Origin of the sequence: Verrucosispora sp. FIM060022 (assembly GCF_003977705.1) — a bacterium.
In the GTDB taxonomy this organism is placed as follows: Bacteria; Actinomycetota; Actinomycetes; order Mycobacteriales; family Micromonosporaceae; genus Micromonospora; species Micromonospora gifhornensis.
Window position 1 is genome coordinate 14,627 of the sequence record NZ_RQIV01000006.1, and the last position, 23,084, is coordinate 37,710.

Consider the following 23,084-nt stretch of genomic DNA (forward strand, 5'->3'; position numbering starts at 1 on the left):
TCAGCCCTCCGCCGTCTGCTCACCGACCAACACTGACGAACCGGCGGCGACCGGCGACGGGACCGGTTCCCTGAGTTCGACCCAGCCGCCCGCGATTTGTCCCGTCAGCACCGTGACGTCGGTTGTCGCGTCGTCCTCATCCACGACAGTGATGAACATCGAGCCGTCGGGGCGGGAGTAGATGGCCGACACCGGCACGGCCAGCACCTCCGCCGCGGCGGTGGTCCGGACATCCAGCCGTACCGACCGGTTCGTGCCCCCGCTCATCGGCGCCTCGGCGAACTTCAGCCGGATCTCGATGCCGGTCTGGCCGTCGGGGCCCGAGGTCGCCTGCTCGCTGACCTCGCTGACGCGCGCCTTCGTACGTGTCTCACCAAGCTCGTCGGTGACGTCGACCTGCTGACCGGGCCGGATGAGCGCTGCTTGATCCACAGCTGCGGTCGCGACGATGACGGGCGCTTGGCCGTCAAGTTCGACTATCGGCGTCTTGGGGTCTACCAGAGTCTGTCCGACCCGCGCATGAACCTTGCTGATACGACGGCCCGTCCGGTCGATCACGACAACGGCGGACTGCGGCATCTGCACGGCACGCGACTGCCCGGAACGTCGATCTTCCTGCGCCGAGCCCAGCCGGTAGCCGCGGTCACGGTAGAACTTCGCCAACTGCCGCAGAGTCGTGCCGTCGAGCACTCCGGTCGTCGGTGCGGAATAGCCAGTACGGCGCAGTGCCCGCTGCACCTCCACGACGTCCGGTCCCTGCGCACCGGTGGTGAGGTCGCGGTAGAGGGGGAACCGGAGTGCCAGGGCGAACAGTGGCTCTCCGGAACGCTCAAGCAGTACCTGCCCCTCCCGTATCCGATCGCCCTTACGCACAGGCACCTTCGTCACCACGCTGCTCGGGCCCATCGCGGCGGGTGGAGCGAGTAGCCGTACACTCGCCCCCGGTTGGACACGCCCCCGAAGCACGACCGGCTCGACAAGCGTGCGGCGCTCCACCACCGCCGTCACCAGCGAAGGCGAGGGCGGTGCGGCGTCGGCGGCCAGCTGGTCCGGCGACCGCAGGGTTGGACCGACCAGGACCGCGCCGGCGGTGACCAGCACAACGGCGGCCAGAAAGAGCACGACAATGCGGAGGGCGCGCCGTCGTCGAGCGACGAGGGCGTCGACGGCGATCACGGGGCGCCGATCAGTTCGGCGGCCTGCTTCGCGATGCGGGTAACCTGCGGGTTCAGCTCCATGAACGAGGACTCGTACTTGTCGACGAGTTCCCGTTGAACCTGAACTGCCGTTTCAAGTTGCAGTTTGTCGATGCCGGTCTGACGCCGGCATTCAAACCAGGCGACTGCGAGGGCGCTTTCCACCGGACCGGCCTGATACTGGGTCGCAGGCACCGCAGGCCCCACCTCAATCGTTCCAGGTATCTGCTTGGGCTGCCACCGATCCAGGCCTTCAGCGGCATCTACGCCGACGGGAACACCGAAGAGTCCCGGGTTCGGGGTCTGGAGGAACTCCTGCTCGCTCCTCGGCCGGTGACCCTTGTCGTCAAGGCAGGACAGCAGCTTTCGCCATGCCGAGTCGCCCATTCGCTCGTTGATGGTCCGCGAGAGGGGTTGGCTCAGCTTGTTTCCCAGGTCGAAGTAGCCGTAATACACATTCTTGGCGTCATCCGACAAGGCCTTCCAGGCGTCCTCGGTGCATTTGTCGTAGGCTCTGTCGTAATTCGGATCGAAGCTGACGACCGACGGTGGTGCCGACAACGAGTCTCGGCCAAAACCAATTCGCTTCGCTTCTTCGACCGAAGTGGGGCCGAAGGTGCGAGCTGTGATGATCAGGTGTCGGAACGGGTTTCGAGGCTGCCCCAGCATCACGTTCAGGTTCTGTGGGTAGCCGGCCTTGGCCAGACATTTGTTTCGCACCTTCAGTTGCGCATAGTCGATCTGGCCGATCTCTTCGCCCAGGAAGAGCGAGAATGGATTGTCCGAGCTTGCCGCCGACAGATCTGCGGGCGGGTCGGTCGCGGAACTGGAGCAAGCTGTGGCGAAGAACGAGACGGTAACGAGAGCGACCAGCCACCGGGCACTCATGCGCACGCGAAATTTCACTTGATCCCCCGAAAATTACCGCTTCCTGTGCGGGGCGGGCACGCCGTTCTGGCGTGCCCGCCGACGGACGATCAGGCGCAGCGCTTGTGAGAGTTGTTGCGAGGGCTGATGGCGGCCCGGAAGTCGCGCGGGAAGGTGGTGTACGGGGTGACGTAGTTCGCCAGGTCGTAAATGGTGACGGCGCAGGTGGTGTCCCTGTTCCAGAGGCCCTCGGCGTCGTCCTTGATCACGAACGCGGGGTACAGATCCGGGATGTTCGACCAGTAGTCGTCGCCGTGGTTCGAGTCGTTGTACCAGAAGTGTCGCTGGTACGAACTGGTGGAGAAATTGTCGTAGATCCACTGGAAGCAGATCTCGCCCTTGTTGCAGGCGGCCTTCGAATCGCCTCTGTCGGCCTGCGCCGGTGCGGCGGCAATTGCCACTGCGGCGGCACCCGTCATGGCGGCGGCGATGATTTGGCGTACTCGCATGCACTCTCCTCGATCGTCGAGGGGCTGCGCGGAATTACGGCAGGAGCGTATACGTCGCCCCTGAACCGTTGAGCCCCCGTTGGTTGCGCTCCAGAAATATGCGGAACGCCTCGAGCGTCGAGGTTGCCGAGGCATGCAAAATCCGGTGGCGCAAAATGCCAGCACGGAGCCTCAAGCAGGCTGGAAGCAACAGCAGTCGCTGTTGGCTAGAACTGTAAGAATCCCCGTGTGGTCCCAGATCGGGGGAACCTGAACCCCGTTGGGACATATGAATGATGGCCGATTTCCTGTGGCTTGGCAAGAGTCCGCCGCAGGCTCCCTTGATTCGATTCGGTCGTTTTGGCGCTTATCGGCGGAGGATCGGCGAGTCGGCAGCGACATCGAGCCACGTGAGCGTCAGGTCTCGGAGAGAAGCGACCCGCAGGTGGGCCGCGGGACACACGCCATCGGTACACGGCCACAGACGAAACAAGCGGGGCCGGCCCAACCGGACCGGCCCCGCTTCGGGTATGTCGAACTGCGCTCAGCCCTGCGGCTCGACGACGGTGGAGCCGGCAGTGCCGGCGCGCTGCCGTGGCACCCGCACCCGACGGGTGCCGGTACGCCGCTCCAGCCAACCGGCGAACCAGGTGAGCATGGAGTTGATGATGATGTAGATGACGGCGATCACCATGGCGGCGGGGATGATGTTGCCGTAGTTGGCGGCGAGGTCGTTGACGCCGCGCTGGAGCAACTCGGGGTAGGCCACGATGTAGCCGAGCGCGGTGTCCTTGAGCAGCACCACCAGCTGGCTGACGATGATCGGCAGCATGGCCCGGGCCGCCTGCGGGATCAGGATCAGCTGCATGACCTGGGTCTTGCGCATGCCGATCGCGTACGCCGCCTCGGACTGCCCGCCGGGCAGGGCCCGGATGCCGGCCCGGAACGCCTCGGCCAGCACCGACCCGTTGTAGAGGGTCAGACCGATCACCACGGACCAGAAGGCGGTCACCGGCTGCTTGATGACGTACGGCAGGCCGTAGAAGACGAAGAAGATCATCAGCAGCAGCGGTACGGCCCGGAAGAACTCCACGACCGCGCCGGCGGGGACGCTGATCCACTTGTGCTCGGAGAGCCGCCCGACGGCGAAGATGATGCCGAAGGCGAGCGAGAGCAGCATGCCGACGCCGGCCGCCTTGAGGGTGGCCCACAAGCCCGGCAGGATGAACTGCGTCCACGTCTTCGGCTCGGCGAAGGGCTTCCAGAGCCACCCTTCCCACTGGTTCGCCTGGTCGAACTTGCTGTAGATCCAGTAGACCAGCCCGAGCAGGGCGACACCGAAGATCACGCTCAGGACGGTGTTGCGAACCTTGGCGCGGGGTCCCGGGTGGTCGTAGAGGACGCTGCTGGTGCTCATCAGCGCTTCACCGCCAGACGGTTGGCCAGCCAGCCGAAGAAGTAGCCGGTGGGAATGAGGATCGCGGCGAACGTGCCGGCGAAGACCAGGAAGATCGGGATGACCGCGTCACCGTTGAAGTTGATCAGGTCCTTCATGACGCTGGAGGACTCCATCAGCCCGATCGTGCCGACGATCGTGGCGTTCTTGCAGAGCGCGATCAGGATGCTGCCGAACGGCGCGATCACCGAACGCGCGGCCTGCGGCAGCACCACGATCCGCAGGGTCTGCGCGAAGGTCAGCCCGATCGCGCGGGCCGCCTCGGCCTGCCCGGTCGGCACCGTGTTGATGCCGGAACGGACCGCCTCGCAGACGAACGCCGCGGTGTAGGTCGACAGGCCGATGACCCCGAGCCAGTAGATGTTCAGGAAGAGATCCTGCGACAGGCTCAGCCCGAGGGTGACGAACAGGCCGAAATAGCAGAAGAAGATGACCAGGGTCAGGGGGGTGTTGCGGAAGATGTTGACCCAGGCTGCGCCGAAGCCGCGCAGCACGGGTACGGGTGAGACCCGCATCGCGGCCAACAGCACGCCGAGCACCAGCGCGCCGACGGCGGACGCGCCGGTCAGCTTGAGGATCCAGAGGAAGCTCGACACGAACGCGTCGAAGTTCTTCGGATCAGAGAATACGTGCATGCTTCGGCTCCCGGGGCACGTGTTGGCGGCCGGTGACAGGCCGGAGCCGGCACCCACTCAGGATGCCGGCTCCGGAACCGGTCATGCGCCGCAGTGGGTCAGCTTGGTGGTGTCCAGCTCGGGCGCGGGGGTGCCGCTCTTGCCCAGGGTGGTGTCCCAGGCGGCCTTGTAGCTGCCGTCGGCGGCGGCGGCCTTGAGGATCTCGTTGACCTTCTCGCAGCCGGTGGTGTCGTCCTTCTTCAGGCCGATGCCGTACGGCTCGTCCGAGAAGGTGCTGCCGACGACCTTGAACTTGCCGGCGTACTGGTCCTGCGCGGCGTAGCCGGCGAGGATGATGTCGTCGGTGGTCACGGCGTCAACCTGGCCACCGTCGAGCAGCGGCAGGCACTTCGAGTACGAGTCGAACTGCTGCAGCCGGGCGTCCGGGTAGTTCTCCTGGATCCGCTTGGCCGGGGTCGAGCCGCTGACCGAGCAGACCGTCTTGCCGGCCAGCTGGTCCGGGCCGGTGATGGTCGAGTCGGACTTGACAAGCAGGTCCTGGCCGGCGATGTAGTACGGGCCAGCGAAGTTGATCTTCTGCTTGCGCTCGTCGTTGATGGTGTAGGTGGCCACCACCAGGTCGACGGTGCCCTGCTCGATGAAGGGCTCACGGTTGGCCGACACGGTGGTCTTCCACTCGATGTTGCCCGCGTCGACGCCGAGGCCCTTCGCGATGATCTTGCCGATCTCGATGTCGAAGCCCTCGTACTGGCTACCGGTCTGCAGACCCAGGCCCGGCTGGTCGGCCTTGACGCCGATGACCAGCTTCTTCTGGCTCTCGGCCTTGCCGACGATGCCGGTGGCGCCGGTGCCGCTGCCGGCCTCGTCGCTGTCGCCGCCACAGGCGGCCATGGTGACCGCAAGACCGGCAGCAGCGGCGATTGCCGCCATACGCTTCATTCGCATACTTTGTTCTCCTTCTGAAACGGGAGCCTGCCGGGCCACGGCACACTCCGCTACGGGGGGCCTTTAATGCGTGAGGATTTTGGAGAGGAAGTCCTTGGCGCGCTCGCTGCGCGGGTTGGCGAAGAACTCCGCCGGGGCCGCGTCCTCGACGAGCTTGCCGTCGGCCATGAAGATGACCCGGTTGGCGGCGTGCCGCGCGAAACCCATCTCGTGGGTGACCACGACCATGGTCATGCCGTCGCGGGCGAGCGAGGTCATGACGTCCAGCACCTCGCCGACCATTTCCGGGTCCAAGGCGCTGGTGGGCTCGTCGAAGAGCATCGCCTTGGGCTGCATGGCCAGCGCCCGGGCGATCGCGGCACGCTGCTGCTGGCCGCCGGAGAGCTGGGCCGGGAACTTGTCGGCCTGGTTGGCGATGCCCACCCGGTCGAGCAGGGCGAGACCCCGCTCGCGGGCCGCGGCCGGCTTCTCCTTGCGCACCTTGACCGGGCCCAGAGTGACGTTCTCCAGGATCGTCTTGTGCGCGAAAAGGTTGAAGGACTGGAACACCATGCCGACCTCGCTGCGCAGCTTGGCCAGTGCCTTGCCCTCCGCCGGCAGCTTCTGCCCGTCGAAGGTGATGGTGCCCGAGTTGATCGGCTCAAGTCGGTTGATCGTGCGGCACAGGGTCGACTTGCCGGAGCCGGACGGGCCGATCACCACGACCACTTCGCCACGACCCACCGACAGTGAGACGTCGTCCAGCACGTGCAGCGGCCCGAACCACTTGTTGACCGAGTCCAGCACGATGAGCGGTTCGCCCGTCGCCACGTCGTCCACCGTCCCTCGTTACTTTCGGGGTCGGTCGACCCCTGGATGACGGCCACTGTAGGCGGGGTGACGTGGCTGAACACAACTCAGATGGTCACGGAGCGGTAACACCGTGGCGGATCACGTCCCGGCGTCCGAAATTGCCCGCTCCGGGTGGCGTCCCGGGCCGGTGATGTAGATCATGTGAGGGTGGCCGAGCAGGTGCGATTGACCAGGTACGCCCGGGGTGGCGGATGCGCGTGCAAGATCCCGCCGGGCGAGTTGGAGGCGATGGTGGCCGGCCTCGGCCCCGCCGCCGGCTCGGCGGATCTGCTGGTCGGGCTGGAACACGGCGACGACGCCGCCGTGGTCCGGCTCGACGAGCGGACGGGCGTGGTGACCACTGCGGACTTCTTCACCCCGGTGGTCGACGACGCCTACGACTGGGGGCGGATCGCCGCGACCAACGCCCTGTCGGACGTGTACGCGATGGGCGGCGAGCCGCTTGTCGCACTCAACCTGCTCTGCTGGCCACGTGAGGTGCTCCCGCTGGAGTTGGCGCGGGAGGTGCTGCGTGGCGGGCTGGACGTCGCCCGCGCCGCCGGCTGCCACCTGGCCGGTGGGCACAGCGTCGACGACGACGGTCCGAAGTACGGACTGGCCGTAACCGGGCTGGTCCGCCCCGACGAACTGATCACCCTCGACAAGGGGCAGGCCGGACTGCCCCTGTCGTTGACCAAGCCGCTCGGCGTCGGCGTCCTCAACACCCGGCACAAGAACACCGGTGAGAGCTTCCCCGAGGCGGTCGCGGCCATGACCACGCTGAACCGGGAGGCGGCCCGAGCGGCGGTCGCGGCCGGGGTGCGGTGCGGGACCGATGTGACCGGATTCGGTCTGCTCGGCCACGCCTCGAAGCTGGCCCGCGCCAGCGAGCTGACGGTGGCCATCGACATCGACCGGGTGCCCTATCTGGCCGGTGCGCGGGAGGCGGCCCGGGACGGGTACGTCAGCGGTGGCTCGCGCCGCAACCTGGAGTGGGTGACGCCGTGGACCGACCTGGCCGCGGCCGGGGAGATCGACCGGTTGTTGCTGGCCGACGCGCAGACCTCGGGCGGTCTGCTGGTGGCCGGCGAGATTCCCGGCGCGCCCGTGATCGGTGAGCTCCTGCCCCGCGGCGACCACCTGGTCGTCCTGCGCTAGCCGAAATCCGGTCGCCCTGCGCCGGCAGTGGTCTGTCGCCCTGCGCCCGAGGTGCCGTCGTCGGCGCTGGCATGCGGCGAGCCGTGCGCTGGAGCGCGCACGATACCCGATAAACTGTCACCTTCCCGCTACCCACAGCGATGTGCTGCGGGGAAATTTGCCCAGAATGGTCACAGACCGGTAACTTGCCCCCGCCTGGGGGCAAATGCCCCGCACCATCGTGGGTAGGGCCCGATCCCGAGGCCCGTCGGACGAGCACAGCGAGGAGGCGGCATGACCGAGCTGTGGAACTGGAGAATCGACCAGGTACGACCGGTGGAGGTCTACCCGGCACTGGCCGATGCGCTCGGTCGGGTGGTGATGCCCCTGGCCGTCGCCGACCCGGCGCGGTTGCCCACGTACGCGGTGGTCTGCGATGTCTGGCAGGCGCCCGGGGAGTTCGCCACGATCGTGGACTGTTACGGCGTGCCCGACGGCCTGCCCGAGTTGCCCAGCATCGCGGCCCTGGCCCGGCTGCTGGACCGCAACTGCCTGGTGCGCGACGACACGCTCGACGAGACCCGGCACCTGCTGGTCGCGCCGGACGGCAGCATCCGCCCGGTGCACTTCGACGTGCAGGAGACCGACGACGGCGAGGTGCTCAGCAACCGGCGGCTGTGCACCGAGGCCGACCCGCGCTGCCGAGGCTGGTCACGCTGCCACCGGTCCCGCTGGGCCCCCGACTCGGTGAACCCCGCCCTCGCCGCCGCCTGAGCACATCACGGGGCCTGAGCGTTAACAGGGGCCCCTTGCTCTACCGCAGGCGTTAACAAGGGGCCCTTCCTTACCGGCCGCGGACGACGAGGTCGTCGAGGAGATTGCGGGTAGCGGCGGCGACGGCGGCCACTGCGGCGTCGAACGCGGCGGCGTTGTGCGCCGCCGGCGCGCGGAAACCGGAGATCTTCCGCACGTACTGCAACGCCGCGGCCTCCACGTCCGCGTCGGTGACCTCCGGGGTGTACGGCTCACGCAGGGTCTTGATGCTTCGGCACACGGCTCCTCCTCGTTCCGTCCGATCACAGGGCGCCGGATACGCTGTGCACGTCATGACTACCGCAGCGGCGGGCGGCCCGCGCACCTATCAGGTGCGCACCTACGGCTGCCAGATGAACGTCCACGACTCCGAGCGCATCTCCGGGCTGCTGGAGCAGGCCGGCTACGTCCGCGCGGGCGAGAGCGACGACTCCCCGGACGTGGTGGTGTTCAACACCTGCGCGGTCCGGGAGAACGCCGACAACCGCCTGTACGGCAACCTCGGTCATCTGCGTCCCGTCAAGGACCGGCATCCAGGGATGCAGATCGCGGTCGGTGGCTGCCTGGCCCAGAAGGACCGGGGCGACATCGTCCGCAAGGCGCCCTGGGTGGACGTCGTCTTCGGCACGCACAACATCGGTTCACTGCCGGTGCTGCTGGAGCGGGCCCGGCACAACGCCGCCGCCGAGGTGGAGATCCTCGAATCCCTCGACGTCTTCCCGAGCACCCTGCCCACCCGCCGCGAGTCGACGTACGCCGGCTGGGTGTCGATCTCGGTGGGCTGCAACAACACCTGCACGTTCTGCATCGTGCCCGCTCTGCGCGGCAAGGAGAAGGACCGCCGCCCCGGCGACATTCTCAGCGAGGCCCGCGCCCTGGTCGACGAAGGCGTGCTGGAGGTGACCCTGCTCGGGCAGAACGTCAACTCCTACGGCGTGGAGTTCGGCGACCGGTACGCCTTCGGCAAGCTGCTGCGGGCCTGCGGGGACATCGACGGGCTGGAGCGGGTGCGGTTCACCAGCCCGCATCCGAAGGACTTCACCGACGACGTGATCGCGGCGATGGCCGAGACGCCGAACGTCTGCCACTCGCTGCACATGCCGTTGCAGTCCGGCTCCGACGACGTGCTGCGCGCGATGCGCCGGTCGTACCGGGCCGAGCGCTACCTGGGCATCATCGACAAGGTCCGGGCGGCGATGCCGGACGCCGCCATCACCACCGACATCATCGTCGGGTTCCCCGGCGAGACCGAGGCGGACTTCGAGCGCACCCTGGACGTGGTCCGGGCGGCCCGGTTCTCCTCCGCCTTCACCTTCCAGTACTCGAAGCGCCCCGGCACGCCGGCCGCGACCATGGACGGGCAGCTGCCCAAACAGGTCGTACAGGAGCGCTACGAGCGGTTGATCGCCTGCGTCGAGGAGATCACCTGGGCGGAGAACAAGAAGCTGGTCGGCGAGGCGGTCGAGGTCCTGGTCGCCGTCGGGGAGGGCCGCAAGGACGAGCGCACCGGGCGGCTGTCCGGGCGGGCCCGCGACGGGCGTCTCGTGCACTTCGACGCCGGGTCGTACGCCGGGGCGATCCGTCCGGGCGACATCGTGCACACCGTGGTCACCTACGCGGCACCGCATCATCTCAACGCCGACGGGGAGCCGCTGTCGCATCGGCGTACCCGGGCCGGCGACGCGGCAGAGGCCGGGCGGTCGGCGCGTACCCCCGGGGTGTTGCTCGGTCTGCCCACCATCGGTGCGCCGGCCGCGGCGCCCGAGCCGACGACCGGCTGCGCCGTCTCGCACTGAGCCGGTCGGGGCCCGGTGAGAACCGGACCCCGACCGTCGTACGGTCAGACCGAGATCCGGCCGGCGCCCGCGCCGCCCGTCACGATCGACTTCACGCTGCTCGCGCTGTCCAGGCTGTAGCCGTACGGGATGCCCGCCACGCTGCCGCCGGACTGCCCGCTGCCCGAGTTGACGAAGTGGTTGTTGCGGGCCACCAGGGAACCCGGCCCGGAGTCGCCCTCACCCCGGTGGAACGGGTCGGGGGTGTTCTCGAAGTAGTTGCCCTCGACCAGCACACCGGCGTTCATCGTGGACGCCACGCCGTAGCCGCGCACGTTGCTGTAGAAGTTGTTGTAGACGTGCACCGGGTTGCCGAAGCGGACCCGCGGGTTGCGCTGGTTGCTGCCGTCGAACCAGTTGTGGTGGTAGGTGACCCGCAGCTTGCCGATGTCCTGGCTGCCGTTGTCGTCGCTGTGCCCGAGCAGCATCGTCTTGTCGTGGCTGAACACCCGGTTCCACGACACGGTGATGAAGTCCGACCCCCGCTTGATGTCGACCGCACCGTCATAGCCGCTGCTGAAGGTGTTGTGGTCGACCCAGATGTTGGTGGCCGACTGCTCGATGTTGATCGCGTCGTCGCCCCAGTTCCGGAAGGTCAGGTTCCGGATGATCACGTTGCGGTCGCCGTTGATGGTGAAACCGCAGCCCACGATCGTGGCACCCGCGTTGCCGAGGATGGTCTTGTTGGACCGCACCCGCAGCATCCCCGAGCAGTTGATGGTGCCGGAGACCCGGATCACCGCTGCGCTGCTGGAGTTCAACGCGCTGGTCAGCGCCGAGGCGCTGGTGACCGTGGTGGTGCCGGCGCTGCCGCCGCCGGTGGTGCCGCCGTTCTGGGTGGCCCAGCCGACCAGCCCGGTCTGCGGGGCCGGGTTGGGCGGGGGAGTGGTGCCGCCGCTGCCCAGCCGGATCAGCTGCCAGCGCTGGTTCGCACCGTCGAGATCCGCGTACTGCGAGACGACGCCGCCGTCAGCGGTGGACCACTGCCACACCTCCAGGGCCTTGCTGCTGTGCCGGTTGATGAACCGCACGTCGCCGTTGGCGGAGTCCGCGAGCCGCCAGTGCTGCTTGGTGTCGCTGCTCGCGGTGACCTGGGTGACCTGCACGCCGTCGTTGGAGTTCGGAACGGCGACGACCTTGCCGGAGTGCCGGTTGCGCAGCTGGTAGTAGCCGCCGCCTACGTCGACGAACTGGAACTGCTGGTTGTTGCCGTCGGTACGGGTGAACTGCCGGATCTCACCGCCGTCGGCAGTGGACCAGTTCCACAGGTCCATCGCCTTGCCGCTGTTGCGGTTGACGAACACGTACTGTGCGCTGGTGTCCACGGTGGCCGCCGAAGCGGGGCTCACCGCCACCGCGACGACCGCCGCGGGCAGTGCGACCGCCGTCGCGGCCATGACCGCCAGTCGCCGGGTCAGGCGACGTGTGACGCTTGCAAGCACGGTCAATCTCCTCATCCTCTGGGTACGCGGAACGGGTCGGACGACGCGCGTCAGGGCGTCACGGATGGGCTGCCGGCACCGGCGGCAGAGTCCGTGACGCGGGTGGCCGCGGCGACCATGGATGGTGGTGGAGCGCCGCGGCGTACGCCTGGATGCGTCGTCGGCGTGCGGTCGGCAGGAGTACGCCCCGACATCGGAGGCTGCCGTGCCCAGCGGCAGCGATGCCGGTGACGGACGCAGAATCTGCGCCCTGCCGTCGGATGAACTGGTCGAAAACCGGCTCCCGTGCCCACCCCGTAGGGGCAACCGCTTTCCTCAGATAATCACAGATCGACGTCGATGTAAATGTCGAACGTTAACATCGCCGTGACCAGCGGCAATAGAGACGGAAAGCCCCCGGTTCCAGCCGGAACCGGGGGCTTTCGACAGGTTCAGCTCAGCCGGCCTGCTCCGCCAGCTGGAGGAACTGACGCTTGGAGGCGAGCGCCTGCTCGGCCTCCTTGATCCGCCGGTTGTCGCCGGCGGCCTGAGCCCGGGCCAACCGCTCCTCGGCCTCGGCGACCTGGGCCCGCATCTGGGCCAGCAGCGGGTTGTCCTCACGGCTGGTCCGACGCCACGCCGAGTCCATCACCTCGCGGACCTTCTCGTCGACGGCGCGCAGCCGGCGCTCCAGCCCGGCAGCCGCCTCACGCGGTACCCGACCGGCCTCGTGCCACTGCGCCTGAATGTCGCGCAGCTTGGCCTGAGCGCCCTTGGGGTCACCGTCGATGTCGAGCGCCTCCGCCTCGGCGAGCAGCGCCTGCTTGCGTTCCAGGTTGGCGCGCTGCTCGTTGTCCCGCGCCGAGAAGACCTCGCTGCGCCGGGTGAAGAAGGCGTCCTGCGCGGCCCGGAACTTCTCCCAGAGCCGCTGCTCGGCCTCCTTGGAGGCGCGCGGCGCGGCCTTCCACTGGTTCATCAGGTCCTTCAGCTGGTTGGCAGCCGAAGCCCATTCGGTGGAGTCGGAGACCTTCTCGGCCTCGGCGACCAGCTCTTCCTTGATCGTCTGCGCCTGCTTGCGCTGCGCGTCCAGGGAGGCGAAGTGCGCCCCCCGACGACGGGTGAAGCCGTCACGGGCGGCGGCGAACCGCTTCCACAGCTCACCATCGGTCTTCTTGTCGACCCCCCGGATGGTCTTCCACTCGTCGAGGATCTCCTTGAGTCGGTCGCCCGCGGTCTTCCAGCCGGTCGACTCGGCGGCGAGCTTCTCCGCCTCCTCCACCAGAGCGGTCTTGCGGGCCAACGCCTCGCTGCGGGCCGCCTCCTTGGCGGCCTTGGCCTCGCCGGCCTTCTCCTCGGCCACCGTGGCGAGCCGGTCCAGCCGCGCGGCCAGCGCGTCGATGTCGCCGACCACGTGCGCGTCGGCCAGCGAAGCGCGAATCCGTCGTACGGTGGCCAGCGAATGGTTGGCGTCCGCGGCGCCGGAGTTGAGCCGTGCCTCAGTCAGGTTCACCTCGGTCACCAGGTCGGCGAAGCGGCGGGCGAAGTGTGCCAGCCCCTCCTCCGGTGCTCCCGCCTGCCAGGATCCGACCACCCGCTCGCCTTCGGCGGTCTTGACGTAAACGGTGCCGTCCGCGTCCACCCGTCCGAAGGCAGTCCAGTCGCTCATGTGCCCATCCTCGTTCTCCCGGTGCCCCCTCGGAGAACTCTCTCCCGGGCACCGCCACGGCGCAGCCAAGTTTCTCCGGGCATTGTCACAGGTACGCCCCGGTCCGCGTCGAGCGCCTATCGCCGACCGTGACCATACGGTGTCCTAGGCGCTCCGCGGCATCATCCGGACCGGCGAGCCGTCGCCTACCGGTGCCGCCACGCCGCCGCCACGCCGCCGAGGTCGCATCGACGTGTCGCCGAGGCCGCGTCGGGATGCCGCCGGCACCGCGTCGGGATGCCGCTGTCGCAGCTCAGCGGGCTTGGCGGCGACCTCGGGTGCACGGCTGCGGCCGCCCGACCGATACGGTTGCCGGGTGCCACTGGTCGCCGCCGCCGTCTGCCCGCACCCGCCGCTGCTGATTCCCGAGGTCGCGGGGGCCGCCGCCACAGAGTTGGACGACCTCCGTCGGGCCTGCGACACGGCGGTCACCCGACTCGTCGACTCGGGCGCCGACGAACTGCTGGTCGTGGGTGACGGCCCGGACACCCACCGCTACGATCCGCCGTTCCACGGGTCCCTCGCCGCGTACGGCCTGCCCGTCGAACCGACAGTAGGTCGGCCCGGCCCCGGAAGCCGGCCCGACCTGCCGCTGAGCCTGACCATCGGCGCCTGGCTGCTGGGGCGCTCCCGCTCGGAATCGGCGCCCGCGGTGTCGGCCATGTACGCCGTGGCGCCGCAGACCGACCCGGTGTCGTGCGCGCAGCTCGGCGCCGGCTGGGGCGGCGATCGGAACTGGGCGCTGCTGGTGCTGGGTGACGGGTCGGCCTGCCGGGGGGCGGCAGCGCCGGGCTACGCGGACCCACGCGCCGAGGCGTACGACAGCGGGGTCGCCGAGGCCCTGGCCGACGCGGACCTCGACGCCCTGCTCGACCTGGACCCGGAGCTCTCGGCGCAGCTGCGGGTCGCCGGCCGGGCGGCCTGGCAGGTGCTGGCCGGCGCGGCCCGCGCCGCCGGCGGCGACTGGCGGGGCGAGCTGAGCTACCACGCGGCGCCCTACGGAGTGGCCTACTTCGTGGCCACCTGGGAACGGTCGTGACCCCGGGCACGGTGCTCGCCGTGGTGGGACCCACCGCGGCCGGAAAGTCGGCGCTGAGCATCGCCCTGGCGCACGCCCTCGACGGCGAGGTGGTCAACGCCGACTCGATGCAGCTCTACCGGGGCCTGGACATCGGCACCGCCAAACTCACCGTCGCCGAACGGGACGGCGTGCCGCACCACCTGCTCGACATCTGGGAGGTCACCGAGCCGGCGAGCGTCGCCGAATACCAGGCGCTGGCCCGGGTGGCGGTCGACGACATCCTCGCCCGAGGGCGGGTGCCACTGCTGGTCGGCGGGTCCGGACTGTACGTGCGGGCGGTGCTGGAGCAGTTCGAGTTCCCTGGCACCGACCCGGCGCTGCGGGCGCGGCTGGAGAACGAACTCGCCACCGTCGGCCCGGCGCCGCTGTACGCGCGGCTGCGCGAGGCCGACCCGGTGGCGGCGGCCGGCATCCTGCCCGGCAACGGTCGGCGGATCGTCCGCGCGCTGGAGGTGATCGAGCTGACCGGGGCGCCGTTCACCGCCGCGCTGCCCGAGCCGACGCCTTACTATCCCGCCGTGCAGATCGGCGTCGACCTGGACACCGCCCGGCTCGATGAGCGGATCGCCGTACGGGTGGACCGGATGTGGGCCGACGGGCTGGTCGCCGAGACCCGGCGGCTGGTCGAGCGGGGCCTGCCCGAGGGGCGTACGGCCAGCCGGGCGCTCGGCTACCAGCAGGTGCTGCGCATGCTGTCCGGGGAGTTGACCGAGACCGAGGCCCGCGACGACACCGTACGGGCGACCCGCCGGTTCGTCCGCCGCCAGCGTTCCTGGTTCCGGCGCGACCCGAGGATCCACTGGCTGGACTCGGCCGAGCCGACGCTGGTCGAGGATGCCCTGCGGATCCTGCGTGACGCTGCGCGATGATGAGAGCGTGAAGTTCACCAAGGGCCACGGCACCGGCAACGACTTTGTGATCCTGCCCGACCCGGACGGCGCGCTGGACCTGACACCCGAGCTGGTGGCCGCGATCTGCGACCGACGGCGGGGCCTCGGTGGCGACGGCGTGCTGCGCGTCGTCCGGGCCGCCGAGCACCCCGACGGGGCCGCGCTGGCCGGTGACGCCGAATGGTTCATGGACTACTGGAACTCCGACGGCTCCTTCGCCGAGATGTGCGGCAACGGCGCTCGGGTCTTCGTCCGGTTCCTGCTGGACAGCGGGTTGGCCACGCCGATCGATGGTGTCCTGCCGGTGGCGACCCGCGCCGGCCTGGTGCGGGCCCGCCTCGACGGCGAGGACATTGCCGTCGAGATGCGCCGACCCCGGCTGTACGCGACCTCCACGGCCGCCCTGGGCGCACTGACCCTGCCCGGTACCGCCGTGGACGTCGGCAACCCGCACCTGGTCTGTCCGCTGCCGGCCGGGCTCGAGCTGACCGGTCTCGACCTGACCCGGGCACCCGGATTCGACCCGACGATCTTCCCGTCCGGGGTCAACGTCGAGTTCACCGCCGACGGCGAGCCACTCGACGGGGTCGACGGGCACGTGCTGATGCGGGTTTACGAACGGGGTTCCGCCGAGACGTTGTCCTGCGGCACCGGCGCCTGCGCCGTGGCCGCCGTAGCCCTGCGCGACATCGCCCGGGAGACCGGCACGATAGCCGTCGACGTCCCCGGCGGCCGCCTCACCGTCACCCTGACAGACAACTCCTGCTGGCTCTCCGGCCCCGCCCTTCTCACGGCCACCGGCACCCTGACCCTCGCCACCCCCTAACCACCCTCCGACCCCTCCCTCCCGCGCCGCCCTCGCGCCCTTGTGCGCGCCGATCTTGCACTTTCGGTCGCCATAATCACCGCATTTGCGGTGATTCATCCCGACGAAAAGTGCAAGATCGACGCACCGTCAGGCGTGGAGCTCGGACGGTGCGAGGGAGCGCCGCGAGGAGGGGGCTTAGCGGGGGTCTTGCGGGTGGGGCCTCAGGGGGTGGCGGAGGCGTTGGCGGCGATCTCGGGGAGGTCGGCGGGGCCGGGGTCGGCGGCCGGCGGGGGAGTGCTGGCGGGGTTCTGGGCGGCGGCGCGGACGGCGGCGGCGACCGCCGGGGCCACCCGGGAGTCGAAGACGCTCGGCACGATGACCGTCGCGTTGAGCTTCTCCTCGCCGACCACGTCGGCGATGGCCTGGGCGGCGGCGATCGCCATCTCCTCGGTGAACTCCTCGGCGTGCGCGTCGAGCATGCCGCGGAAGACGCCGGGGAAGGCGAGCACGTTGTTGATCTGGTTCGGCTGGTCCGAGCGGCCGGTGGCCACCACGGCGGCGTGTTTGCGTGCCTCCCGAGGGTCGACCTCCGGGTCCGGGTTGGCCAGCGCGAAGACGATCGAGTCCTTGGCCATCCGGGCGATGTCGTCGCCGGTGAGCAGGTTCGGCGCGCTCACGCCGATGAAGACGTCGGCACCCTCCAGCGCACCGGGCAGGTCACCCGAGTAGCCGTCCCGGTTGGTGTTCTCGGCCAGCCACTGCCAGGCCGAGTTGAGGTCGGGCTGGCCGCGGTGCAGGGCGCCCTGGCGGTCGTACGCGATGACGTCGCCGACGCCCTGACGCAGCAGCAGCTTCATGATCGCGGTGCCCGCCGCGCCGGCGCCCGAGACGACCACCCGGACGTCCGCGAGGCGCTTGCCCACCACCCGCAGCGCGTTGGTCAGCGCGGCCAGCACGCAGATCGCGGTGCCGTGCTGGTCGTCGTGAAAGACCGGGATGTCCAGCGCCTCACGCAGCCGTGCCTCGATCTCGAAGCAGCGCGGCGCCGCGATGTCCTCCAGGTTGATCCCGCCGTACGCGGGCGCGATCGCCTTCACGATGGCGACGATCTCGTCGGTGTCCTGGGTGTCGAGGACCACCGGCCAGGCGTCCACCCCGCCGAAGCGCTTGAACAGGGCGGCCTTGCCCTCCATCACCGGCAGCGAGGCGGCCGGGCCGAGGTTGCCCAGACCCAGCACCGCCGAGCCGTCGCTGACCACGGCCACGGTGTTGCGCTTGATGGTCAACCGGCGGGCGTCGGCCGGGTTGTCGGCGATCGCCTGGCAGACCCGGGCGACCCCCGGGGTGTACGCGCGGGACAACTCGTCCCGGGTACGCAGCGCGACCTTGGGGCTCACCTCGATCTTGCCGCCGAGGTGCAGCAGGAAGGTGCGGTCGGAGACCTTGCGCACGTCCACGCCGTCGAGCGCCCGCAGCGCGTCGACCACCTGGTCGGCGTGTCCGGCGTCGGCGGTGTCGCAGGTGAGGTCCACGATCACGTGGTTCGGGTCGGAATCGACCACGTCCAGGGCGGTGACGATCGCTCCGGCCTCTCCCACCGAGGTGGTGAGTCGGCCGATCGAGGAGGCATCGGCTGGCACGGCGATCCGGACCGTGATCGAGAATCCGGCACTGGGCAGTCGGGTGATGGCCACGCAGGTCCCTCCGTCGGCGCTGAACGGCTCGTGGCATTTCTACCCGCCCTGCCTGGGCGTCTGGCAGCCACCCCCACTTTGGGCCCTTTGTGCGCAGGGCATATTGCGGGTGCGATCGGTGTTGTCACATGACAGGATTGCTCAGTACATGCTCAGATCGGACAGGAGAGACGCTTGCGAGACCAGGAGACCCACGTTTCCAACGACGAATTCGAAACCACCCCCGGTGAGTACGAACTCTCCGAGCGGCAGGCGTTGCGACGGGTCCCCGGCCTCTCCACCGAGCTGACCGACGTCACCGAGGTCGAATACCGGCAGCTGCGGCTGGAGCGGGTGGTGCTGGTCGGGGTCTGGACCGAAGGCACCCAGGCCGACGCGGACAATTCCCTCACCGAGCTGGCCGCGCTGGCGGAGACCGCCGGGTCGCAGGTGCTCGAAGGGCTCATCCAGCGACGTACCCGGCCCGACCCGGCCACCTACATCGGTCGCGGCAAGGTCGACGACCTCAGCGCGGTGGTGCTCGCCGCCGGCGCCGACACGGTGATCTGCGACGGTGAGCTGTCCCCGTCCCAGCTGCGCAACCTGGAACAGCGCACCAAGGTCAAAGTGGTCGACCGCACCGCGCTGATCCTCGACATCTTCGCCCAGCACGCCAAGAGCAAGGAGGGCCGCGCCCAGGTCGAGCTGGCCCAGCTGGAATACCTGCTGCCCCGGCTGCGTGGTTGGGGTGAGACCCTGTCCCGGCAGACCGGTGGTTCGGGTCGCGGCGGCGGTGCCGGCGGCGGCGTGGGTGTTCGTGGCCCGGGTGAGACCAAGCTGGAGACCGACCGGCGTCGGATCCGCCACCGCATCGCCCGGCTGCGCCGGGAGATCAAGGCCATGAGCACCGTACGCGAGACCAAGCGGTCCCGCCGTACCCGAAACGCGGTTCCCGCGGTCGCCATCGCCGGCTACACCAACGCCGGCAAGTCGAGCCTGCTCAACCGGCTCACCGGAGCCGGTGTGCTGGTGGAGGACGCGTTGTTCGCCACCCTGGATCCGACCACCCGCCGCGCCACCACCTCCGAGGGGCGGGTCTACACCCTCTCCGACACGGTCGGCTTCGTCCGGCACCTGCCGCACCAGATCGTCGAGGCGTTCCGCTCGACGCTGGAGGAGATCGCCGAGGCCGATCTGGTGGTGCACGTGGTCGACGGCACCCACCCGGATCCGCAGGAGCAGGTACGCGCCGTCCGCGAGGTGCTGACCGAGGTGGGCGCCGACCGGCTGCCCGAGCTGCTCGTGGTCAACAAGACCGACGCGGCAGACGAGGAGACGTTGCTCCAGCTCAAGCGGATCTGGCCGGAGGCGGTGTTCGTCTCCGCGTACAGCGGGCGTGGCATCGACGACCTGCGCGCCACCATCGAGCAGCGGCTGCCCCGTCCGGCCGTCGACGTGCGGGTGGTGCTGCCGTACGACCGGGGTGACCTGGTGGCCCGACTGCACCGGCAGGGTGAGGTGCTCAGCACCGCCCACCTGCCGGAGGGGACGATGCTGCACGTACGGGTCAACGAGGCGTTGGCGGCCGAACTGGCCCCGTACCGCGACACGGCGGAGGCGGTCAGCACCGCCCGGTAACGCTGCTACGGCGTCACCCGACGGAAACTTCCGGCATGCGACACTTCTTTCATGCTCCGCACTGTTTCTTCGGTCACGGTGGCACTCGGCCTGCTCGGGGCCACCGTGGCAGTCACGGGTGTCGCCGTGGCGGCGTCGTCGCCCGTCCCCGCCGCGGCAGCCGTCGCGGTGACGGGCCAGGCGGCGGCGGGGCCCCAGACGGTGGTCCCGGCGGCGCTCGGGCCGGCCGTGCTCGGGTCGGCACCACTGACCAAGGCCGGCAAGAAGCAGTGCACCGTCACCGATCCCCGACTGCGGGAGATGTCCGGCCTGGTGGCCACCCGCAGCGGGTACATCGTGATCAACGACAGCACCGATCAGAACGACCGCAAGCAGGTCTTCTACCTGAACAAGGACTGCCAGGTCGTCCGCAACGTGGGCTACACCGGTGCCGGGCCGTTCGACACCGAGGATCTGGCCCTCTCGCCGGACCGGACGAAGCTGTGGATCGCCGACACCGGTGACAACGTCACCAGCCGGGAGCGTCGCGAGCGGGTGGCCGTCTGGAGCATGCCGGTCAACGGCAGCAAGCAGCCGGTCCTGCACCGGCTGTCGTACCCGGACGGCAAGCCCCGCGACGCCGAGGCGTTGCTGATCGGCGACGACAACCTGCCGCTGATCATCACGAAGGTCACCTCCGGCAAGGCCGAGATCTTCACCCCGGACGGCGCGTTGAAGACCGGCGACACCGAGCCGGTGCCGATGAAGAAGCTCGGCGACATCACGTTGCCGAGAACGGACACCGAGAACCCGCTGAGCACCTTCGGCCGCGTCGCGATCACCGGTGCCGCCCGGTCGCCCGACGGCTCCCGGGTGGTGCTGCGCACCTACGCCGACGCCTTCGAGTACGACGTCCAGAACGGCGACATCGTCGGTGCGCTGACCACCGGCACGCCCCGGGTCACCGCGCTGGCCGACCCGTTCGGCGAGGCGATCTCGTACTCCACCGACGGGAAGACCTTCCTGACCGTTTCCGACGCGGGTCACCTGGACGACGACGAGCCGGTCGACATCCTCAGCTACACCCCGTCCACCGAAGGCCCGAAGAACCTGGCCGAGGATCCGGACGCGGCCAAGAAGTCATCCGGCCAGTCGTTCATCGACGGGTTGACCCTCGACGACATCACGTACCTGATCGCCTCGGTGGGCGTACTCGGTGCGTTGCTCGTGGGTGCGGGCATCTACGGCATCCTGCGGGCCCGCAAGCGGCCGGGACCGGCCGGCAAGGGGCGTGGCCGTGACGACGGCCCGAAACCCACAGGCAAGGACGACGACGGCGCGGCCGGCGACCGCGCACGGTCCGGCGGTGTGTACGGCGGCGCAGCGACCGGTGGCGTCTACGGCGGCGGCTCGCCGAACGCCGAGCGACCCGGCCCGGCGCGGCCCGGACCGGTGTACGGGGGACGGGCCAGCGGCAACGGTGCCCGACCGGCCGGTGGTGGCGTCTACGGCGGTGGCGGCCGTGCCGGTGAGGGCGTGCCCGGCTCCGGTGGCCGGGCCGGCGGCGGTCGACCGGCGGGCGGCGGCGTGTACGGAGGTGGCGGACGTCCCGGTGGCGCCGGCCGCGCCGAACCACCCCGTGGCGGCGGCCGCGTCGAACCACCCCGTGGCGGTGGACGTGCCGAGCCACCCCGACGTGGCGGTGGACCAACCGAGCCGGATTACCACGGTCGGCGCTCCGGTCGTTACCGGGAGGACAATTCCGAGCCGTACGGTCAGCCGCCCGGCGGCACCTACGGCTACCGGGGCGACCGGTACTGACCCTACGGCCAGCACCGGTCGATGCCCGAGGTCAGATCCGGCGCAGCACGGCCACCACGCGCCCCATGATGGTGGCGTCGTCGCCGGGAATGGGATCGAAAGCCGGGTTCTGCGGCATCAGCCAGACGTGACCGTCGCGCCGCCGATAGGTCTTCACCGTCGCCTCGCCGTCGAGCATGGCGGCGACGATCTCCCCGGAGTCGGCGGTCGGCTGCTGGCGGACCACCACCCAGTCGCCGTCGCAGATGGCCGCGTCGAGCATCGAGTCGCCCTTGACCTGGAGCATGAAGACCTCGCCCTCGCCGACGAGCTCGCGGGGCAGCGGGAAGACGTCTTCCATCGACTGCTCGGCGAGGATCGGCCCACCGGCGGCGATGCGGCCGAGCATCGGCACGTACGCCGGGGTGGGGCGCTGCGAGCGGCTCAGCTCGTCGTCGATGTCGCCGGGGGACCGGACGTCGACCGCGCGTGGCCGATTCGGATCACGCCGCAGGAAGCCCTTCTTCTCCAGCTCCTTGAGCTGGTAGGCGACGCTGGACGGGGAGACGAGCCCGACCGCCTCGCCGATCTCCCGCACGCTCGGCGGGTAGCCGTGCCGCTCCACCCAGGTGCGGATGAAGTCCAGGATGCGACGCTGCCGGGCGGTGAGGTCGGCGGCCGCCGGGTCCGGAAAGGTGTTGGCCACCGATGTCACCGGGCGAACGGCGGGCTGCGCGGCTCGGGCGCGGGTGACGCTGCGGCGTCGGGTGGGCGGCGGCCCCGCCTCGCTGCTCTGCTGCGGGCTCTGTGGCCGGTTGGCCCGGTCCTGGGTCACGTCCGTCCTCCCTGGTCGGCGCTGGGTGCCTCGGCGGCTCGTGGTGCATGCGGTGGTCTGCCGGGCTGGTCGACCATGGTCACCTCCGGCTGCCCATGACCGTATAGGTGAGATCGGTCATTTTCAAACATCTGTACGAGGTTTCTCCGCGTGTCGACACGCGCAGGCGTGACAGTCGTACGCCTGTTCTGATAAATGATACGTCTGATCGAACGGGTGTTCGATCGAACGCCTTTTCTGAAGATCAGATCCGGTCGGCCGGTAACCGGTGTCGCCGCGCCGCGTTGGGCTCTCGGGTCGCGCTGCGGCGAGGTTGTCGGGTGACGCGCCGGACACGCCGGTCAACTTGACCGCGGTTCGCCAGCGGCATACGGTCAACCCCTAGATGTAGTAGTCACACAGGCGTAACTCGCCTACAGGTTGGGTTCGACTACGGACCGCACTCTCGTACCATCAGGTCGGCGGCCATCCTTCGATGATGGCCCGCCGCGCTGTTGCGTGCCCGGAGGCGGCCATAGGCGTGCCCGTGGTCGATCGAGGAGGTCGGGCGATGCGGTGTCCGTACTGCCGGCATGCCGACTCCCGCGTGGTCGACTCGCGGGAGGCCGACGACGGCCAGCTGATCCGTCGTCGACGCTCCTGCCCGGAGTGCGGCAAACGGTTCACCACTGTCGAAGAGGCGGTGCTCGCGGTCGTGAAGCGCAGTGGGGTGACCGAGCCGTTCAGCCGTACGAAGATCATCGGTGGGGTGCGCAAGGCCTGCCAGGGCCGACCGGTCGACGAGGACTCGATCGCGCTGCTGGCGCAGCGGGTCGAGGAGACCATCCGGGCCAAGGGCGCCGCCGAGATCCCCAGCCACGAGGTGGGGCTGGCCATCCTGGGTCCCCTGCGGGACCTGGACGAGGTCGCCTACCTGCGGTTCGCCAGCGTGTACCGGTCGTTCGACTCGCTCGCCGACTTCGAGCGGGAGATCGAGACGCTGCGGGCCGCCGCACGTGCCCGGCAGGACGCGCAGGCCGAGACGGCCGGCGCCGCCGGCCACACACAGTGA

21 protein-coding genes are annotated in these 23,084 nt (G+C 69.6%); 9 read left to right on the forward strand and 12 right to left on the reverse strand.

From position 1 onward, the window contains the following. The 7 genes from EG812_RS29670 to EG812_RS17320 form a co-directional block, all read right to left on the reverse strand. The gene (locus tag EG812_RS29670; protein ID WP_013732242.1) at positions 1–1,176 is read right to left on the reverse strand and encodes an efflux RND transporter periplasmic adaptor subunit; all 1,176 of its coding nucleotides are present in this window, start codon (positions 1,174–1,176) and stop codon (positions 1–3) included. After that, positions 1,173–2,102, reverse strand: coding sequence for a hypothetical protein (locus EG812_RS17295; protein ID WP_126712173.1), 930 nt, complete (start codon positions 2,100–2,102; stop codon positions 1,173–1,175). The genes EG812_RS29670 and EG812_RS17295 overlap by 4 nt, the downstream gene beginning before the upstream one ends. Before the next feature lie 71 nt (positions 2,103–2,173). Next, a complete protein-coding gene (locus tag EG812_RS17300) occupies positions 2,174–2,572 on the reverse strand; it encodes a hypothetical protein (RefSeq protein WP_013732244.1) in 399 nt (132 codons plus the stop codon). A gap of 523 nt (positions 2,573–3,095) precedes the next feature. Continuing rightward, positions 3,096–3,968, reverse strand: a complete 873-nt coding sequence (locus EG812_RS17305; RefSeq protein ID WP_126712174.1) for an amino acid ABC transporter permease — start codon at positions 3,966–3,968, stop codon at positions 3,096–3,098. Further along, the gene (locus EG812_RS17310) at positions 3,968–4,642 is read right to left on the reverse strand and encodes an amino acid ABC transporter permease (RefSeq protein ID WP_013732246.1); all 675 of its coding nucleotides are present in this window, start codon (positions 4,640–4,642) and stop codon (positions 3,968–3,970) included. The genes EG812_RS17305 and EG812_RS17310 overlap by 1 nt, the downstream gene beginning before the upstream one ends. Before the next feature lie 81 nt (positions 4,643–4,723). Then, positions 4,724–5,587, reverse strand: coding sequence for a glutamate ABC transporter substrate-binding protein (locus EG812_RS17315; protein WP_043720034.1), 864 nt, complete (start codon positions 5,585–5,587; stop codon positions 4,724–4,726). A gap of 63 nt (positions 5,588–5,650) precedes the next feature. Next, the gene (locus tag EG812_RS17320) at positions 5,651–6,406 is read right to left on the reverse strand and encodes an amino acid ABC transporter ATP-binding protein (protein WP_013732248.1); all 756 of its coding nucleotides are present in this window, start codon (positions 6,404–6,406) and stop codon (positions 5,651–5,653) included. Positions 6,407–6,586: 180 nt separating this feature from the next. On the opposite strand from EG812_RS17320, the gene selD reads away from it, so the two are divergent. Further along, entirely contained in the window at positions 6,587–7,576 is a 990-nt protein-coding gene (gene selD, locus EG812_RS17325; RefSeq protein ID WP_013732249.1) for a selenide, water dikinase SelD, read from the forward strand. A gap of 273 nt (positions 7,577–7,849) precedes the next feature. After that, positions 7,850–8,329 carry a hypothetical protein gene (locus EG812_RS17330; RefSeq protein WP_013732250.1) on the forward strand — a complete coding sequence of 160 codons (480 nt, stop codon included), beginning with the start codon at positions 7,850–7,852 and terminating at the stop codon, positions 8,327–8,329. Positions 8,330–8,399: 70 nt separating this feature from the next. On the opposite strand, the gene EG812_RS17335 is transcribed toward EG812_RS17330, so the two are convergent. Then, entirely contained in the window at positions 8,400–8,609 is a 210-nt protein-coding gene (locus EG812_RS17335) for a DUF2277 family protein (RefSeq protein ID WP_013732251.1), read from the reverse strand. Between the two features lie 52 nt (positions 8,610–8,661). Here EG812_RS17335 and miaB point away from each other — a divergent pair, with 52 nt between their 5' ends. Beyond that, on the forward strand, positions 8,662–10,164 hold the full coding sequence (gene miaB / locus EG812_RS17340; RefSeq protein ID WP_126712175.1) for a tRNA (N6-isopentenyl adenosine(37)-C2)-methylthiotransferase MiaB: 1,503 nt from the start codon (positions 8,662–8,664) through the stop codon (positions 10,162–10,164). 44 nt (positions 10,165–10,208) lie between these two features. On the opposite strand, the gene EG812_RS17345 is transcribed toward miaB, so the two are convergent. Together EG812_RS17345 and EG812_RS17350 are read right to left on the reverse strand one after the other, a co-directional pair. Further along, positions 10,209–11,645 carry a pectate lyase family protein gene (locus EG812_RS17345; protein ID WP_013732253.1) on the reverse strand — a complete coding sequence of 479 codons (1,437 nt, stop codon included), beginning with the start codon at positions 11,643–11,645 and terminating at the stop codon, positions 10,209–10,211. Between the two features lie 436 nt (positions 11,646–12,081). Continuing rightward, the gene (locus tag EG812_RS17350) at positions 12,082–13,290 is read right to left on the reverse strand and encodes a DUF349 domain-containing protein (protein WP_013732254.1); all 1,209 of its coding nucleotides are present in this window, start codon (positions 13,288–13,290) and stop codon (positions 12,082–12,084) included. A gap of 355 nt (positions 13,291–13,645) precedes the next feature. Here EG812_RS17350 and EG812_RS17355 point away from each other — a divergent pair, with 355 nt between their 5' ends. The 3 genes from EG812_RS17355 to dapF are packed head-to-tail and all read left to right on the forward strand — an operon-like array spanning position 13,646 to position 16,126. Continuing rightward, the gene (locus EG812_RS17355) at positions 13,646–14,368 is read left to right on the forward strand and encodes a class III extradiol ring-cleavage dioxygenase family protein (protein ID WP_126712176.1); all 723 of its coding nucleotides are present in this window, start codon (positions 13,646–13,648) and stop codon (positions 14,366–14,368) included. Next, entirely contained in the window at positions 14,365–15,279 is a 915-nt protein-coding gene (gene miaA / locus EG812_RS17360) for a tRNA (adenosine(37)-N6)-dimethylallyltransferase MiaA (RefSeq protein ID WP_126712177.1), read from the forward strand. The genes EG812_RS17355 and miaA overlap by 4 nt, the downstream gene beginning before the upstream one ends. 7 nt (positions 15,280–15,286) lie before the next feature. Beyond that, a complete protein-coding gene (dapF, locus tag EG812_RS17365) occupies positions 15,287–16,126 on the forward strand; it encodes a diaminopimelate epimerase (protein WP_126712178.1) in 840 nt (279 codons plus the stop codon). 203 nt (positions 16,127–16,329) lie between these two features. On the opposite strand, the gene EG812_RS17370 is transcribed toward dapF, so the two are convergent. Continuing rightward, entirely contained in the window at positions 16,330–17,802 is a 1,473-nt protein-coding gene (locus tag EG812_RS17370; RefSeq protein ID WP_013732258.1) for an NAD-dependent malic enzyme, read from the reverse strand. A 174-nt stretch (positions 17,803–17,976) separates the two neighbouring features. Here EG812_RS17370 and hflX point away from each other — a divergent pair, with 174 nt between their 5' ends. Together hflX and EG812_RS17380 are read left to right on the forward strand one after the other, a co-directional pair. Next, entirely contained in the window at positions 17,977–19,419 is a 1,443-nt protein-coding gene (gene hflX / locus EG812_RS17375; RefSeq protein WP_013732259.1) for a GTPase HflX, read from the forward strand. Positions 19,420–19,470: 51 nt separating this feature from the next. Further along, positions 19,471–21,219, forward strand: coding sequence for a hypothetical protein (locus tag EG812_RS17380; RefSeq protein WP_043720040.1), 1,749 nt, complete (start codon positions 19,471–19,473; stop codon positions 21,217–21,219). A gap of 31 nt (positions 21,220–21,250) precedes the next feature. Here EG812_RS17380 and lexA read toward each other — a convergent pair whose 3' ends face one another. Further along, entirely contained in the window at positions 21,251–22,033 is a 783-nt protein-coding gene (gene lexA / locus EG812_RS17385; protein WP_013732261.1) for a transcriptional repressor LexA, read from the reverse strand. Positions 22,034–22,583: 550 nt separating this feature from the next. Between lexA and nrdR the strand changes: the two genes are divergently transcribed. Beyond that, positions 22,584–23,084, forward strand: coding sequence for a transcriptional regulator NrdR (nrdR, locus tag EG812_RS17390; protein WP_013732262.1), 501 nt, complete (start codon positions 22,584–22,586; stop codon positions 23,082–23,084).

Excerpts from the sequence above, each read along its gene's own strand:
- EG812_RS17300 (WP_013732244.1), bottom strand. The coding sequence starts at position 2,572 with ATGCGAGTACGCCAAATCATCGCCGCCGCCATGACGGGTGCCGCCGCA.
- EG812_RS17305 (WP_126712174.1), bottom strand. The coding sequence starts at position 3,968 with ATGAGCACCAGCAGCGTCCTCTACGACCACCCGGGACCCCGCGCCAAG.
- EG812_RS17310 (WP_013732246.1), bottom strand. The coding sequence starts at position 4,642 with ATGCACGTATTCTCTGATCCGAAGAACTTCGACGCGTTCGTGTCGAGC.
- EG812_RS17315 (WP_043720034.1), bottom strand. The coding sequence starts at position 5,587 with ATGCGAATGAAGCGTATGGCGGCAATCGCCGCTGCTGCCGGTCTTGCG.
- EG812_RS17330 (WP_013732250.1), top strand. The coding sequence starts at position 7,850 with ATGACCGAGCTGTGGAACTGGAGAATCGACCAGGTACGACCGGTGGAG.
- miaB (WP_126712175.1), top strand. The coding sequence starts at position 8,662 with ATGACTACCGCAGCGGCGGGCGGCCCGCGCACCTATCAGGTGCGCACC.
- EG812_RS17350 (WP_013732254.1), bottom strand. The coding sequence starts at position 13,290 with ATGAGCGACTGGACTGCCTTCGGACGGGTGGACGCGGACGGCACCGTT.
- EG812_RS17380 (WP_043720040.1), top strand. The coding sequence starts at position 19,471 with ATGCTCCGCACTGTTTCTTCGGTCACGGTGGCACTCGGCCTGCTCGGG.
- nrdR (WP_013732262.1), top strand. The coding sequence starts at position 22,584 with ATGCGGTGTCCGTACTGCCGGCATGCCGACTCCCGCGTGGTCGACTCG.